This is a genomic window from Vibrio sp. SCSIO 43009 (assembly GCF_023716525.1).
GTDB classification, from domain to species: Bacteria; Pseudomonadota; Gammaproteobacteria; order Enterobacterales; family Vibrionaceae; genus Vibrio; species Vibrio alginolyticus.
On record NZ_CP071842.1, the window covers coordinates 2,014,277 to 2,029,944 of the forward strand.

At 44.9% G+C, this 15,668-nt stretch carries 11 protein-coding genes; 1 reads left to right on the forward strand and 10 read right to left on the reverse strand.

What is annotated here, in order from left to right:
• Positions 1 to 27: 27 nt before the first annotated feature.
• From J4N43_RS09410 to J4N43_RS09440, 7 genes are all read right to left on the reverse strand, one after another.
• Positions 28 to 2,310, reverse strand: coding sequence for an acyl-CoA dehydrogenase (locus J4N43_RS09410; protein WP_158159623.1), 2,283 nt, complete (start codon positions 2,308 to 2,310; stop codon positions 28 to 30).
• Positions 2,311 to 2,381: 71 nt separating this feature from the next.
• Positions 2,382 to 3,017, reverse strand: a complete 636-nt coding sequence (gene psrA / locus J4N43_RS09415) for a TetR family transcriptional repressor PsrA (protein ID WP_005378033.1) — start codon at positions 3,015 to 3,017, stop codon at positions 2,382 to 2,384.
• A gap of 717 nt (positions 3,018 to 3,734) precedes the next feature.
• On the reverse strand, positions 3,735 to 4,886 hold the full coding sequence (gene nhaA / locus J4N43_RS09420) for a Na+/H+ antiporter NhaA (RefSeq protein WP_005378034.1): 1,152 nt from the start codon (positions 4,884 to 4,886) through the stop codon (positions 3,735 to 3,737).
• A gap of 330 nt (positions 4,887 to 5,216) precedes the next feature.
• Entirely contained in the window at positions 5,217 to 6,341 is a 1,125-nt protein-coding gene (locus J4N43_RS09425) for a lipocalin-like domain-containing protein (RefSeq protein WP_042521997.1), read from the reverse strand.
• Complete coding sequence (locus tag J4N43_RS09430; RefSeq protein ID WP_005378038.1) at positions 6,341 to 8,794, reverse strand: ABC transporter permease; 2,454 nt, start codon at positions 8,792 to 8,794, stop codon at positions 6,341 to 6,343. Before J4N43_RS09430 ends, J4N43_RS09425 begins: the two co-directional genes overlap by 1 nt.
• On the reverse strand, positions 8,775 to 9,446 hold the full coding sequence (locus tag J4N43_RS09435) for an ABC transporter ATP-binding protein (protein ID WP_005378040.1): 672 nt from the start codon (positions 9,444 to 9,446) through the stop codon (positions 8,775 to 8,777). Before J4N43_RS09435 ends, J4N43_RS09430 begins: the two co-directional genes overlap by 20 nt.
• Positions 9,447 to 9,633: 187 nt before the next feature.
• Complete coding sequence (locus tag J4N43_RS09440) at positions 9,634 to 11,010, reverse strand: MATE family efflux transporter (protein WP_033905119.1); 1,377 nt, start codon at positions 11,008 to 11,010, stop codon at positions 9,634 to 9,636.
• 94 nt (positions 11,011 to 11,104) lie between these two features.
• On the opposite strand from J4N43_RS09440, the gene J4N43_RS09445 reads away from it, so the two are divergent.
• Positions 11,105 to 12,556: a DUF2867 domain-containing protein gene (locus J4N43_RS09445; protein WP_053349522.1), complete on the forward strand. Its 1,452-nt coding sequence runs from the start codon at positions 11,105 to 11,107 to the stop codon at positions 12,554 to 12,556.
• A gap of 30 nt (positions 12,557 to 12,586) precedes the next feature.
• Here the strand turns inward: J4N43_RS09445 and J4N43_RS09450 are convergent, their stop codons facing one another.
• From J4N43_RS09450 to rsuA, 3 genes are all read right to left on the reverse strand, one after another.
• Positions 12,587 to 13,249, reverse strand: a complete 663-nt coding sequence (locus J4N43_RS09450) for a DUF2913 family protein (RefSeq protein ID WP_053349521.1) — start codon at positions 13,247 to 13,249, stop codon at positions 12,587 to 12,589.
• Positions 13,249 to 14,451 (reverse strand): Bcr/CflA family multidrug efflux MFS transporter, encoded by a 1,203-nt coding sequence (locus tag J4N43_RS09455; protein ID WP_017820848.1) that lies wholly within the window; start codon positions 14,449 to 14,451, stop codon positions 13,249 to 13,251. Before J4N43_RS09455 ends, J4N43_RS09450 begins: the two co-directional genes overlap by 1 nt.
• A gap of 436 nt (positions 14,452 to 14,887) precedes the next feature.
• Positions 14,888 to 15,589, reverse strand: a complete 702-nt coding sequence (rsuA, locus tag J4N43_RS09460; protein WP_053303189.1) for a 16S rRNA pseudouridine(516) synthase RsuA — start codon at positions 15,587 to 15,589, stop codon at positions 14,888 to 14,890.
• Positions 15,590 to 15,668 lie beyond the last annotated feature (79 nt).

A 15,668-nucleotide genomic window follows, 5' to 3' on the forward strand; every position in this document is an offset into this window, starting at 1 on the left:
GGTGCTTTTCTTAACATTAGTTGTCTATTATGCCGCCGGATTCAACTGCGACTTTTTTGGGCTATGAGTTCGCACTTCAGAAAAGTCATGACTAAAGTGGTCAACTTGAATCGCCTTGTAGCGCAATTTATCTGCAGCCATGATTTGATCAATTTCTTGTTCAGTTAACACGCCTGCTTCAAATGCTTGCTGCAAACGATCATGTAGCAGACCTTTACGAGCCACTTTACCATCCTTCGCAGCCTTCATAAGTTTACGCTCCAAAGGTTTAATGTCGTACATTGCAAGGAATGCATTCTCCATTAAGCCTACGCTGTCATCCTCTGATTTTCCGATGTAGCACAGATGCGTGAGGCGATCGCGTTGCGCGCCTGGCGTCATCATCGCTTCAGCCAAATTCACACACAGCTCATCACTTGGCTTATTGAAATGATTACCAAGCGGGAACAATAGCCCCTTAAGCACACCGCCAACGTATTTCACAGGGAAGTTGGTGTAAGCCTCATTTAATGACTTAGAAGCGTTATACAAACAGTGTTGAACAGCGTAATGAACGAAGTCTAGATCGCCTTGTTGACGGCCTTCATCTTCATACTTTTTCAAGGCAGCAGATGCCATGTATAGATAGCTTAATCCATCACCCAAACGTGCGGAGATCATTTCTTTACGCTTCAAGTCTCCACCTAAGGTTAACATCGCAAAGTCTGCACTTACTGCAAGTGCACGACTGAGACGAGTAATGTTTTTGTAGTATTGCTGCGTTGGGCCACTCATGTGCGCGTTAACAAATCGAGAACCAGTTAGTGCTGCACCAAATGCACCGAATGTATTACCGAGCGCGTGCTTGATGTGTTTAAAGAGTAAGTTGTCAAATTCTTTCGCACCTTGTTCAGAATCTGGATTCGCCGCGGCTTCCATTTCTTTTAGAACATATGGGTGACATCGAGTCGCACCTTGACCAAAAATCATCAGGTTACGAGTCAGAATATTCGCGCCTTCAACGGTAATAGCAACCGGGATACCAAGGTAATGTTTAGCAAGATAGTTCATTGGGCCATCTTGAATCGCACGACCCGCATGGATATCAAACGAATCATTTAGAATGGTACGCGCGATTTCCGTCATGTGGTACTTGGCAATCGCGGTTACAATCCCAGGTTTTTCTTTCATATCGAGAGAAGTCGTCGTTAGCGTACGCGTCGCTTCTAGTAGATAAGTAAGACCACCAATGCGCCCCATCGCTTCTGCGACGCCTTCAAACTTACCGATCGACATTCCAAACTGTTTACGCACGTAAGCATAAGCACCTGTTGTACGTGTAGTAAGGTGACCAATCGCAGTGCCAAGCGCTGGGAGAGAGATACCACGCCCCGCAGAAAGACACTCAACCAGCATACGCCAACCTTTACCTGCGTAATCAGCGCCACCGATCAACCAGTCCATAGGGATGAAGACATCTTCACCACGAGTTGGACCATTCATGAACGCAGACCCCAGAGGATCATGGCGTTCACCTATCTCGACACCTTCATGGTCAGCGGGAATCAACGCACATGTAATGCCAACCTCTTTCTTGTCTCCAAGTAGCCCTTCAGGATCCTGCAGTTTAAATGCTAACCCGAGCACTGTCGCAACTGGCGCAAGCGTGATGTAGCGTTTATTCCAACTAACTCGCACGCCAAGCACTTCTTTGCCTTCATGGGTGCCGTAACAAACTACGCCTTGATCAGGTATGCCACCCGCATCAGAACCCGCTTCAGGGCCAGTTAGGGCGAAACAAGGGATGTCTGTACCATCAGCTAAACGAGGCAACCAGTAATCTTTTTGCTCTTGCGTACCATAGTGCGATAGCAGCTCACCAGGGCCAAGAGAGTTCGGTACCATTACCGATACCGCGGTACTGATACTTCGAGTCGCAATACGAGAAACAATGGTTGAGTTCGCCAAAGCGGAAAATTCACGACCACCATATGCTTTCGAGATGATCAAAGAGAAAAATCGCTCTTTACGTAGGTACTCCCATACTTCAGGCGGTAAATCCCTGTCTTCTTTGACAATCTTCTGGTCATCAAGCATTTCTAGCAGGGTTTCAAGCTCATTATCCATAAATGACTGCTCTTCTGCCGTCAGTGTAGGCGTTGGATAATGATGCAATGTTGTGAAGTTTGGCTTGCCTGAGAATAGTTCGGCATCCCACCATACACTACCCGCTTCCATCGCCTCTTTCTCGGTGCTAGACAGAGGTGGCAATACTTTTTTGAACACTTTAAAAGCCGGGTCACTAATCCATTTTCTTCGTAGAGAGCTCATAGTTCAGATCCTTTTGTTCACGTAACCGCTCGGGGTATAATCTTATTATTGGTTTAACTTTCTTATTTGTCTTATGCCAACTGCTTTGCTGACATTCCTGCTGACAAATATGGAATCAGTAAATCGACGACAGATTTCACATCGACTTCCTTTTCAAACTTACTTTCTGCCAGCTCCGAAAGAGCCTGGCTTGAAGCCATCGTAAATACACAGGTTCCTAACGTGAAGTGCAATCGCCAAAACAACTGTTCTTCACATAGTTCCGGGTTCGCCTTCATTATCGAGAAAGTGAAAAGGTTCAGTACCTCTTCGTATCTGGTGGTAATGAACCAGCGTAGATGACCTTGAACGTCTGTATAACCGCGGCCAATTAACAACATAAATAGCGCAGTACCATTTGGGCGTACATCGTTTAATGTACGTAAAGGTAATCGCAATGACTCAAAGACATCGTCCATGTTGTAGCTATCGCGCGTGTTTAACTCAATTAATGAAGTCTTAATGCTCGGCATTAGTGCTTCTAAATACCTATCTAAAACCGCTCTAACCAGCGTTTTTTTATCGCCAAAGTGATAGTTTACCGATGCTAAGTTAACGTTAGCTTTACCTGTTATCGTTCTTAGCGAAGTATCATTAAAGCCATGTTCAGCAAAGAGTCCTTCTGCGACATCGAGTATTTTTTCTTTTGTTGATGTTCTCGGGGCCATTTTAATCACTCGTATTAAACAACTGTTTGAAAATATACTCCCGAAACTTCAGATTAACAAATGATTAACATCACACTTTAACCAATTGGTCTGACCAGACAATAAAAGGTGTGATCTAATCTTTTGAAATTCAATCGAATACTCCAGTGAAGCTTGTCAGAAGAAAACGATCAAACTTCTCAGTCCATCGCAATTGAAATGCTAACAATAGCCTTGGCGGCTTGGAGTGAGCGACGAGAGTATGAAATACATCTTCGGTTCTAGGGGAGATAAAATGAGAAACACAGAAGTTAGTAACTTCGCCAAGTTGGTAATCCATCTCGATTTTTCTATTACTTTCGGGTGTGTAAGAAGCTAGAAAGCATTAAGTAGAAATTTTTTGAAAAAAAATGGAACTGTTTGGAAAAGGCTCGGTCTAAATATACGTAACAGTTAGGGCATTTGAAGTTTCACTGGCCGTCAAACTTGTTTCCATCTAATTGTTACGTTGCTGCTTTTTTCTTATTAACTCCTATGTTTGTATCCGCCCAGTCAAATTTTCGGCTGGGCTTTTTTTCGCCTGTAGATTTACCAAGCGCCTCTTTCGATGATTTGCCCCAACTCCATAAGCTAGACCTTAGTTGGTCACAAAAGTAACCACCCTGAAGTGGTTGATGTGCCAATCTGCAGACATAAAAAAGCCTCCCGAATGGGAGGCTTTACTAAACAGTGTGTATCTTACGCTTGCGCTTTCTTAGGCAAAGAAAAGTGCAGTAACGCGTAGCCAAGTAACGCGGCTGTCGTCGAGCCCATTAAGATACCTAGTCGAGCATAGGTATCAAACTCAGGGCTTACATTTCCAAACGCTAAAGAGGAAATGAATATAGACATTGTAAAACCGATACCGCACAACACAGATACCGCAAAGATATGTTTGAAGTTAATGCCTTCCGGTAGCTTAGCTACACCCATTTTCACAGCTGCCCAACTAAAGGTGAAGATACCTAGAGGCTTACCAACCAGTAGCCCCAAAGCAATACCTAATGGCAGCATTGAAGTTAGGCCTGACATCGATACGCCTTCTAGCGAAATCCCCGCATTTGCAAATGCGAATAGAGGTAAGATACCAAATGCCACGTATGGATGAAGTGCGTGCTCCATGTGCTTAAGTGGGGAATGTTCGCCCTGTTTACCCTTAAGAGGAATAGCAAAGCCGATCACTACGCCTGCAAGTGTTGCGTGAACACCAGATTTAAGTACCGCAAACCATAAGATCGCGCCGACTATCATGTATGGCGTCAGTTTCGTTACTTCCTTCGCATTCAACATGAACAGGACACCAGTCATGATGAAGCCAACAAGCAGCGCCATGCTAGAAAGATCACCTGTGTAAAACAGTGCAATAATAACAACCACGCCTAAATCGTCGATGATAGCGAGAGCTAACAAAAATACTTTAAGGCTTACTGGTACGCGCTTACCTAGTAGCGCCATGATACCTAGAGCAAATGCAATATCCGTCGCAGCTGGAATGGCCCAGCCAGAAACCGCCTCTGGGTCGTTAGCATTAAACGCAACGTAAATAAGAGCAGGGGCTAACATACCACCAACCGCTGCAATCGCAGGGAAAATTGCGGTTTCTTTTGATTTTAGCGCTCCTTCAAGTAGCTCTCGCTTCACTTCAAGGCCAATAAGTAAGAAGAAAACAGCCATTAGGCCGTCATTAATCCAGTGAGAAACTGACATACCGAATACATAAGTATGCAGTACAGATTGATAAGTTTCGCCCAGCGGTGAGTTAGCAATGGTCATCGCAATTGCCGCTGCAATTACGAGAAGAATACCACCTGCTGATTCCATTTTGAAAAAGTCACGAATGACATCGTTCATGGTTTCGTCCTTATATTTATTATCTTAATAAACGATTAACAAAGAGTGATAAGAGTGTATAGCTGTCGAAAACTTTAGAATAATCGCTTCTTCAGAGTATAAACTTCGGTTTTTTCGATGTTAAGTTTACTATACATCGTATTTTCCAACATGACACTCAATTTTGATCGGAGATCGTATTTGTTTTTGTCGCACCAAATATTTATCAAGATGATGAGAAAATCAGCATAACACGGCTTGTACCATCATGATAACCCCGTACTTTTGAGAAAAAGCTAGGAAGCTTCGCGCACTAAAAAACCACCCGTAGGGGGTGGTTTTCTTCACAACTCAATAGCCTGTCAGCTGCATAAAGCCCCAAGCCTCATTGGAGCCGGAAGCTAAAGTAGGCCCTTCCCAGTAAGGTATTACAAAGGGTAGCCACATATCTGACTTGATAATACGGGTAGTCAAGTTAATTTGATGCTTCGGAATATTGATAATCCACTGCAAAGGTAACCTTCTTCCATTGGATAAACTGGTCACTTGCATTGGTTTAATACTGATATCATCGTCTGAGAGGTTGATGACTTTACCTGAGCGTGTCGACAACGTGCCAAACACGTGCGGTGTTTGCCCATGGTGACGATAACGGCTAACAGTTAATGCTCGACCATCATCTAAATTGAAAACAAACCAATCCCAGCCTTGTTGCCCCTCACCAATTAAGCCGCTGCCCCACTCTTTTTGCGCCCAAGCAGAACCTGTCACTGAGAATCGCTTACCATTTAAGCTTAAGCTGCCTTTTACTTTTAAAAATGGAGCACTGAAGCTGAAAGAAGCAACAGATTGCAACGCATGTTTAACTTGGAAGCCTTTGTCTCCATTCACCACAAAGGGGCCGCTTGTCATGGTATTGAGCTCAAGTCCAAACGTATCAGTATTCACATTCAAGTTGCCCGGGAAAGGCGTCGCACCGAGTGATCGCCAAGTCCAATTATCAATCCATAACCTGAAAGGACGATTGATCATACCAGCTTGGCCTATCCCACCTCTAGCTACCCGTTGCTCTTTCCATACATGCGAGCCATGACTGACGACAACATGTGAAATGTACAATTGAGGGTTCTGCCAACCGCTGGTTTCTCGCTCGTCCGTCGCAACCCTGAAATAGCTCCATTGAACATTGTAGATCTTGCCTTGCTCATCTTTTAGTTTCGCAAAGTAGTGCCACCATTCATGCTGATACTCGGGATGAAAGCGAAAGTCTGAGGGTAAAGAGACATGCTCATTAGGTAGTACAGGCTCGAAAATCGTTTGATTTTCACGCGTTAAGATAGAATCAAGTTCGCTTTCTCGTGTTGCTGTCGCCTCTAACCAAAAAGTTGAGTAAAAAGCAGCCCCAGTCAGAAAAGCGAACGTAACAACAATGAGCGTTGAAACCAACAAGCGTTTTTTAGAGCCCATTTTTTTCATTACAACGCGTCCCTTAATGACTTCATCGGTGTACTTTTGATCATTCTAATAACTGGCAATGCGCCAGCAACCATAATGGCAAGCATCGCCCAAGCAATGGTTTGAGCATACTCCCATGGAATCGTTTGAAGCTCTAGAGACCAGCCAAATGATTGCTTAATGATAATATCAACGATCAAATGTGCGAGCGCCAAGCCGAGCGGCACTGCAATAATCGCAGAAATGGCTCCGAAGACGAATAGCTGCAAACCACCTAATACGACAAGTTCTTTTCCGGACACACCCATGCACCTTAATAAGGAAAAATGCCGCTGCCGTGAAAGTTCTCCTGCCAACGTCGCAAAGAATAAACCAAACACGGCAATAATCAGCGTGATATTGCCCAAGGTTCCTGCTATCGCAAAGGTATGATCAAACACTCTCATTGCTTGGCTATAAATATTACCGTTATCAAACACACGATCTTGCGGGAGACGGAATACATTCTCTAAGCGATTTTTCAGCCCTTCTCCATTGACGTTATCTTTTAATACGACGCCAAGACCAACATTACCCGTACCTGCAAATGCATACAGCCAATTCCGGTGCGACATCATCACCTGGTTATATGGGTTTCCATAATCGTAGTAAACGCCTACGACTTGCCAATCCCCACCAAGCGGTTCCTGCAAGTTAATGAAGTCTCCAGGGCGGATATCCAGCTTCAAGGCCATCGACTCGCTGACCATTAAGCTCTTGGTAGCGTGCAGTTGATACCAGTAATTTGGGACACCTAACTTGACGGTAAGTGAGTCTAGCTCACCTTCAGAAGAGCCCGTACTCACAACTTGCAGAGCACCATGCTCGGTCGGCATATCTTTTTCCCAGCGCCACCAAACCGAGTTCACCTCAGGCTGATTCTGGAGCCATGCGCTCATCCTAGCGGCTGAATTGTTGGTCGGATAGATGTACACATCAGCGGCTAATCGCTGATTTAGCCACTTATCGGTTGTATCTCGAAAGCTTCCGACCATTGTTTCTACACCAATGTTTGCCGCCAGCGCTAACATAAACGCCATCGTAGCCACACCGCGATAGCTCATGCTGGCTGCTGCATCAGCAAAAAACCAACGGACACGAACCCATCGCATGGTATAAGAAAAACTTTGGAACATATGCCACATAATAAATGGCATAAACAACGCCACACTAACCAACATCAGCGCAATAATAGCAAAGCCGGTTTCTTGTGTTTTCGGCGCCTGATATACCGCTATTGCAGCGACACAAAACGCACATGCCGCAAGCGCCTGCCAAGAGAACTCTCTTCCAGCAAATCGCATTAGCGACAGTCGAGAAGAAAGGCGGATTGGTTGTGACTTCAACAAACGGATTAATGGCCACAGACACGATATCAACGCACCCATCGCTGCCATGATTAGACTGTATAAGCTAGATTGCCATGACCATCCTATGGTTAAGCCTACGTTGGCATCATACAAATCACTCAGGCTCGAAGACACTGCTGGGATAAGTTCATTTGCTAAGATCAAGCCAAAAAAGTTACCACACGCCCACGCAATAAAGACAAGCAAAGACAACTCTAGTAATAAAGCTTGCGCTAACTGTGTTCCGTTAACACCAGTCTGTCTCAAAATACCTACCAAACGTTGTCGCTGGATGAAAGACAGAGACATCGCTTGATAAAAAATAAACAACCCGACCAAAAACGACAGCATTCCCATCGCGGTGAGATTCATATGGAATGCGTTAGTTAGCGACTCAAGCTCAGTACGCGTATTCCTAACAAGCGTCATTCCGTTTGGCAGCATGTTTTTCAGTGCTATTAGCTTTTCCTCTGGCATTTCACCACAAGAAATCGCAGACAAACCTGAGCTCCGCTTGAGCATACGCAACAACGATATATCAGTAACCAGCCGAGTACCCGAAAGCATCTTGTCCTTATCTACTTGAATAGGCCCAAGACGGCTTCCGTCATTCATCTCAATGAAGTCCCCATCCTGCCAACTCATGTAAGCGGCCAAATCTTGACTAACGAGAATAGGATAAGGAGGCTTCATTAGTGATAAAACAGGCATCTCACCTAGCGATTTTCCTTGTTGTAGTGGGATCATCGCGACAGGATCTATCCCCACCAACATCAGGCTCATATCGGTCTTGGCATCTAGATGAAGCACGTCAAACGGTGCACATTGGTTAAACCCAGCTCGACGTAACTGAATATAGAAACCTTGAGGAATTTTATTGGCAGAGTGCTTCGTTCGGATTCGGTATGGCAAAGGATTGGAGAAAAGCTTTTCCCCAGTAGCATAACTTTGTTTTGCATGCTGGTTGATAGAAGTAACACCAACAAGGAGGGACACGCCTAAAGTTAATCCCAGCCAGACAAGAATAATTTGTAGAGGGTAACGACGGTAATGACCGAGTAGTGCCTTAACTACGGGCCATAACATGTAACTGCCCTCCTTGAAGTCGAATCTTTCCTTCCATATGGGCGGCCACTTTTTCACTGTGCGTCACTAACAGCAAAGTACACTCCAATTGGCGAGCGAGACTCGTTAATAAGCGCATTACTGCTTCTGCGTTTCGCTCGTCTAGGCTACCAGTTGGCTCATCAGCAAGCAGGATTTTGGGTTCCATATAAAGGGCGCGAGCAATCGCCGCACGTTGTTGCTGACCACCAGACGCCTCTTCCGGATAACGTCCTAGCAATGGCATTAAGTCCAAAGCAGAAAGAATTTGACGCCACAACTCTTTATCTTCCGGCAGACCTTTTAACTGACGACAAAAACGAATATTGTCGGCAATATTAAGTGTAGGAAGCAGGTTGAATTGTTGGAAGATATTACCAATATTGTTGCGGCGATAAAGGGTTCTTAAATGCTCCGGTGCTTCATGCATAGCAAAATTTGGAAACTGCACTTCACCAGAGTCGGCAGTATCTAATCCGGCGATTAAATTCAGCAGAGTACTTTTACCCGAACCACTTTCTCCCATCAGAGCGACTTGGTCACCTTGCTGCAATGTTAATTCTGCCCCTTGTAATACAGGGTGAAACTCTCCCCCGTCTACATAGCCTTTACATAGGTCTGACAGTTTTAACATTGATTATGCCGCTCGGATGGTGTTTAAAAATTGGGATCAGAATCTACACTAAAATCCTGTTAGTAGAAAGTATTTTGAATGCTTGATCACACTATGGAAGTACAAATGCAACTCGATTCACTTTCTGTTGCTAATTTTGTTGACGTTTTGAGCAGATTTTTGCAGCCAAAATAAACTCTGTTCCTCTTTATTGGCCAATCAGGTTTCTCATCCATTTTCGGCTAACCATTCTTGGCAAGCAAATCGCCCACTTCACAACTTCTTCCGTCAAAAAGAGTAAGTAAACCCATTGTGGGTCCCAATTGAGATAAATCGCTGCAAATGCTGCGAGTGGAATCCCGATCACCCACTGTGCCAAGATGTCTTGATACAAACAAAACTTAACATCACCGCCCGCACGTAATACACCAACAATCGCCATCATCGGCACCGAGCGTAGCACAACACCCAACGCAAGAATCACCATAAACTGTTCAGCTAGCTCGCGAGTGTCTGTTGTCAGTGCACTAAACGCATTAAGGATCCATTGATTTGACACTATCAACAAGACGGCGACCACAAATGCGATAAGCACATTCAAAATGACCGTAGCCCATGCTTGATAATAAACGGGTTCAAAATTACGAGCGCCGAGCTGGTTCCCGACTAGAACTGCAGCCGCATTCGATAAACCAATCATCATCGCCAATGCGATCGACTCAACAGGTGTCATTACGGAAAGTGCCGCCAAACCTTGTACACCTGCTTGCCCCATGATGGCGTGATAAGCAAACAGCCCACCAGCCCACGCCAAGAAGTTAAATGTGGTTGGCAAAGAGAGGCTCAAGAAACGCGTAATTTTATCTAAGACCAATCCTGCGCGTATATCATCCCAACCAAATGCGATTATGTGTTTTTTCAACCATAGATAACCAAACAAGCAACCTACTTCGATCGCGCCACTGATTACCGTTGCGATCGCTGCTCCCGTAATACCCAGAGCAGGAAAGCCTAATTGACCAAAAATTAAAACCCAGTTAAGAAACACATTAGATAAAATGCCTATACCACTAAAAAAAGTGCTTAAGCCTGGTTGGTGCATCGCCCTTAGGCCCACCGACATACTGGCCACACATGCAACAGCAAACATGCTAACCGACGAAATAATGAGATAGCTGGCCCCTAGCTCAATCACTTCTTGTGAATCGGTAGTCAAACTCATGATGGGCTGTGGAAAAACAACAAACAAAGCAACAGCAATCGCAGCAAACATCATTGCGATCATCCATGTTAAAGCGGTACTGCGACGCACCCCAACTTTATCGCCAGCCCCCCAATATTGAGCGGTTAACAATGCACCACCCGTTGTCACCCCAACTAACATAATGGTGGTGACGAAAGTCGCGCGCGCAGCAACTCCAACTGCGGCAATTTCTGCTTCACCAAGTTGACCAAGCATAAGAACATCGACGAGGCTTCGGCTTGAAAACATCATGCTTTGCAGTGTAATTGGTAACGCGATTGCAAATAAACGACGTAAGAATGCTTTATCTGCGTGTATTGAGAGTTGAGAAAGAAAAGTCACAAGCGCTCCAACGACAACTTATTGATAGAATGGGGAAAGTGTCTCATGATTATACTCTGTGGTGTTTATTCCACCAACGATAAAAGGACAGATAATGAAAAAGGTGTTGGTGCTAGGCGCCTCGGGTTACATTGGCTCTCAACTTCTTCCGTTACTTTTAGATAAAGGTTACGCCGTCACAGCAGCGGCGCGACATATTGATTATTTAGAGTCAAGAACTCAGCCTCACCCTAATTTAACGTTAAGGTATCTCGACTTGGCTGACGCAGAGACCACGAAGGCTGTAGTGAACGATTTTGATTTAGTATTTTTTCTCGTGCACGGGATGGCTCAAGGTGATGACTTTGTTGAGTACGAACTAAACCTTGCTTTGAACTTCAAATATGCGTTGGAACAAAGCTCCGTCGAGCATGTTATCTATTTGAGTGCCATTCAACCTCAAACCGGAAACTCTCGCCATTTAGCCGCTCGTAAAGCCACGGGAAAAATAATTCGACAGTCTGGTATTCCAGTAACTGAATTGCGTGCAGGCGTTATCATCGGCCCCGGCTCTGCCGCTTTCGAAATCATGCGTGACTTTGTCTACAACTTACCTATTTTGATCGCGCCTAAATGGGTCGACTCAAAAGCGAACCCTATTGCCTTGCCCAATCTCAACCACTATTTGTTGAAGTTAGCAGAAGCCCCCTCTCCAGAAGAAAGTCAAATTTATGAAGTTGGTGGGCCAGATACACTTAGCTACCGCGAACAATTCAAAGTCATTTGCCGAATCACGAACAAGCCGTATCGACTGTGGTCGACCCCGCTACTTACTCCGAAAATGGCATCGTACTGGCTAGGTTTAGTTACCTCAGTGCCAACTAGTATCGGTAAAGCATTACTTGCGGGCTTAGAGCACGACTACATTGCAGACTCTAAAGCGATTGAAGAACGATTTCCTCAAACGCTGATCAGCTACGAGCAAGCGGTAACTGATACCATTCAAGATGAAGGCACATTTGTACGCAGTAATGTCTGGGGGTTTGAACCCGCAGCGCTTCGTCGATGGCAACCAGGATATGGCTATTACCCAAAACAAGCTGGAGCGAGCATTAAAACCCAAGCCTCAGCGGCAGCATTATGGAAAGTGGCGCAAAAGATCGGGAGTCGCGAAAAAGGCTATTACTTTGCCAACATCTTGTGGCGTACACGTGAATGGCTCGATATCTTTTTTGGTGGCGGAAAACCGATTCGCGTTTCTCCTCCTGGACCAGAGCTTAAAGTCGGTGATTTTATTGACTCTTGGAAAGTGATTCGCTGCGATAATAATCAGTTTCTTTCACTGTTTTTTGGTATGAAAGGCCCAGGCCTTGGGCGTTTAGAAATTACCATCAAAGATCTCGGTGACGAACGAGAGCTGGATATTACCGCCTGGTGGCACCCGCAAGGGTTTCTTGGGCTGCTTTATTGGTTTGCAATGATGCCAGCCCATCTTTTCATATTTAAAGGCATGGTCAAAGCCATCGCGAAAGAAGCAAACCGTTTAGAAAACAAAAAGCCCCAATAACAGGGGCTTCTAAACACTCAAAATGTCACTTTAGTCAGCTTTGAACGAGAGTGGAATTTCGGCTAACTGGTTGCCTTCGTTTGCTGGAAAAATAAGGTACTCGCCATGGTATTTCACCATCGATTTGTAGTCTGTTACCTTATGTACCATAAAGCCCGCTTGCGCTGCTTTCTCAACAAACTCAGCATGATTGCCACGTACAAACCAACTCATTGGCTTTACGAGCAACTCGCCATCAAAACAGCTTTCGCATTGGTCTGCACATAACGCTAAAGAGTTTTGACCTTCAGTGAAGATTTGTACTTTGCCGCACCCAATCAGTTGCTCAGACGTCGAGACTTCCCAGCCTGCTTGCTCCATCAAATCAAGAAAAGACTCAATATCTGAATCTTTGAACACTTTGGAGTCTTCACCTTCAGGGAAGAATTGCGCATAAAAAGCAGAAATACGCTTGAAGATAAACAACAAACTAGCATCGTTCCCCTTTGAGCGACCTGCTTTTTGCCAACGCGTTAAGTCATCGCCTACCGTACGTCCGAAACGTTGTGATTTTAGCGCCTTTGTTACCCAACGCACTAAATAATGGTTATTCGCAACAGGGGCATTGGCTAACTTACCCGAGCGATGCTCTTGATCTAACTCTTCAAGTGCTGAGTTAACCAAGTTTTGAATTTCTTTGGTGTAATTCGACATTACGCCTTTCTTCCTAAAGTCCAATAAAACAGTGCTGAAAGCACAGAACAAGCAAACATTACGATGATCATCGGCCAAGCAACATTCCCGGGCAGTGATGCCACCAGCGCACCAACCAATGAACCGATACCGAATCTTAATGTCCCCGCTAGAGACGACGCCGTACCCGCCATTGATGGGTAACCACTTAAAAGCAGCGCCATCGCGTTACTACCTATCGTCGACAATGTACCGATAAACAGCACAACAAAAGGTACAATGCCCCATAATCCGAAGTCCATTAACCAACTTACGAATAAACCAATCCCCGCCAAAAGTTGCACGAACAACCCAAAACGAAGCATGGCATGGGAACCAACTTTCTTCACCAAGCGACCATTAATACTGGTCATGATGATCATCGCCACAATGTTCAAACCAAATAGGTAACCAAAGTGGTCTGGTCGAACACCATATAAATCAATATAAACAAACGAACCCGCCGTCAAAAATGCAAACATTCCGGAAAATGAAAACGCACCTGAGAGCATCAAACCGATCGCTTCAGGATTGGAGCATAATCTGGCGTAGTTTCTCAGCGTCGTGCGGAAACGAAGAGGCTGACGATTTTCAGGCTGTAACGTTTCAGGGATTTTCCAAAGTACGAGAAAAATCACGACTACAGCGAAAATAGCTAATACCCAAAAAATGGAACGCCAACCAAACCAAATCGCGAGATGGCCACCGATCATCGGTGCCACCAACGGCGCAATAGTAATGACCAGAGTAACGAAGGACATTGCGCGTGCAAAGTCTTCACGGTCAAACATGTCACGCACGACAGCTTGGATAATGACCGCCGCTGCCGCGCCAGCAAAACCTTGTGCCGTACGTACATAGGTCAGCGCATCAATGCCATTTGTTGTCGCACTCACAACAGCAGCCAAGCCGAAGAAAAGTACGCCTAAAATCAACACAGGTCTGCGACCAAAGCTATCGGCGAGCGGCCCGTGAATTAACTGGCCGATCGCAAAACCCGCGGTATAAGCCGTCAACGTAATCTGAACCGCGCCAGGCGCGACCCCCAAATCTTTCGCAATTGTCGGCATCGCAGGCAAATACATATCGATCGCCAAAGGCGTCAAAGCACCAATCGCTCCTAGTACCAGAAACAATAGAAAACTGATTTGGGATTGCGGAGCACTTTGAGCTTTTTCTGTCATTCTTTTACCTCTTGTTGGAGCCCTACCGTCAATACTTGCAGAACAAAGTGAAAATAACGGAAGTTCTCATATCGCTGAATGTAGAAGCCAAAAACCTGTTCTATCCAACGTTCGAGAATCATAAGGGCAAATATGTACCAAGGTGTGACCTTGACGAACTCGACATAGAAAAGCATGTGAAAGCGAAATGTGTTTATGGGAAACAAACACAATGCAGTAAAAATGATGGCGTTGACACCATCATTCCATTCACCGTAGCCGAAGGCTTTGCAATAAGAGTATGCATGCATCAGCTAAATGCAAAGGCATATCACTGAGATGAGTAAGCACACCGGAATTGTCTAGGCACTAATTTTGGTAGGAAAATTTATTTTGAGCCAATTTCTACCAAAAGACTAGTTCCTATTAGGAACTAAAGAATTTCCCATGCCGACAATTAATTCCAAATAGAATCAATTTCTTCTTGCGTGAGGTAGCGATAATCACCTGGTTCTAGTGCCTCATCAAGTTCGATAGAACCAATACGCTCACGATGTAAGTACTCAACTTTATTTCCTAACGCCGCGAACATACGTTTCACTTGGTGATACTTACCTTCCACGATAGTCAACAATACTTCATTCTCGGCCTCGTTCACGATTTCCAAACGAGCTGGCAATGTTGCGTCTGATTCATTGCGCAAAATGATGCCTTGTTCGAGCTTTTCCGCGTAATCTGGCTGAATAGCATCGACGAGCCAAACACGGTACGTTTTCTCACACTTATGCTTAGGTGAAGTAATACGGTGAGACCACTTACCATCATCCGTAATCAATACTAAACCAGTTGTGTCGACATCTAATCGGCCCGCAAAGTGAAGGTTTTCAATTTTAGGCTCATCAAGCAATGCGAATGCAGTTTGGTTGTAGCCATCTTCATGTGAACAAACAAAGTCAGCAGGCTTATACAACATAATGTAACGAGGGCCAGGAGCACCAATAACACGGTCTTCCCACATCACTTCCGCACCTTTAGGTACTTTAAATGCACCACTTTTTTGAACCTCACCGTCAACGGTGATGTCTCCACTTTTGATGATCTTTGTTGCCTGTTTGCGTGTTGCACCCAGAGCGTCACACAAATATTTATCTAAACGCATGAATACCTCATTGAATTATACCCAAGTGATCTCTAAATCTTGGTTTAAAGGTCACTTGGGTATAAAAGTCAGGTATTAT

Bases quoted from the DNA above. Each gene is read 5' to 3' on its own strand.
- J4N43_RS09435 (WP_005378040.1), bottom strand. From the start codon at position 9,446: ATGTTAAAACTGTCAGACCTATGTAAAGGCTATGTAGACGGGGGAGAG.
- J4N43_RS09410 (WP_158159623.1), bottom strand. From the start codon at position 2,310: ATGAGCTCTCTACGAAGAAAATGGATTAGTGACCCGGCTTTTAAAGTG.
- rsuA (WP_053303189.1), bottom strand. From the start codon at position 15,589: ATGCGTTTAGATAAATATTTGTGTGACGCTCTGGGTGCAACACGCAAA.
- J4N43_RS09455 (WP_017820848.1), bottom strand. From the start codon at position 14,451: ATGACAGAAAAAGCTCAAAGTGCTCCGCAATCCCAAATCAGTTTTCTA.
- J4N43_RS09430 (WP_005378038.1), bottom strand. From the start codon at position 8,794: ATGTTATGGCCCGTAGTTAAGGCACTACTCGGTCATTACCGTCGTTAC.
- J4N43_RS09450 (WP_053349521.1), bottom strand. From the start codon at position 13,249: ATGTCGAATTACACCAAAGAAATTCAAAACTTGGTTAACTCAGCACTT.
- J4N43_RS09425 (WP_042521997.1), bottom strand. From the start codon at position 6,341: ATGAAAAAAATGGGCTCTAAAAAACGCTTGTTGGTTTCAACGCTCATT.
- psrA (WP_005378033.1), bottom strand. From the start codon at position 3,017: ATGGCCCCGAGAACATCAACAAAAGAAAAAATACTCGATGTCGCAGAA.
- nhaA (WP_005378034.1), bottom strand. From the start codon at position 4,886: ATGAACGATGTCATTCGTGACTTTTTCAAAATGGAATCAGCAGGTGGT.
- J4N43_RS09445 (WP_053349522.1), top strand. From the start codon at position 11,105: ATGAAAAAGGTGTTGGTGCTAGGCGCCTCGGGTTACATTGGCTCTCAA.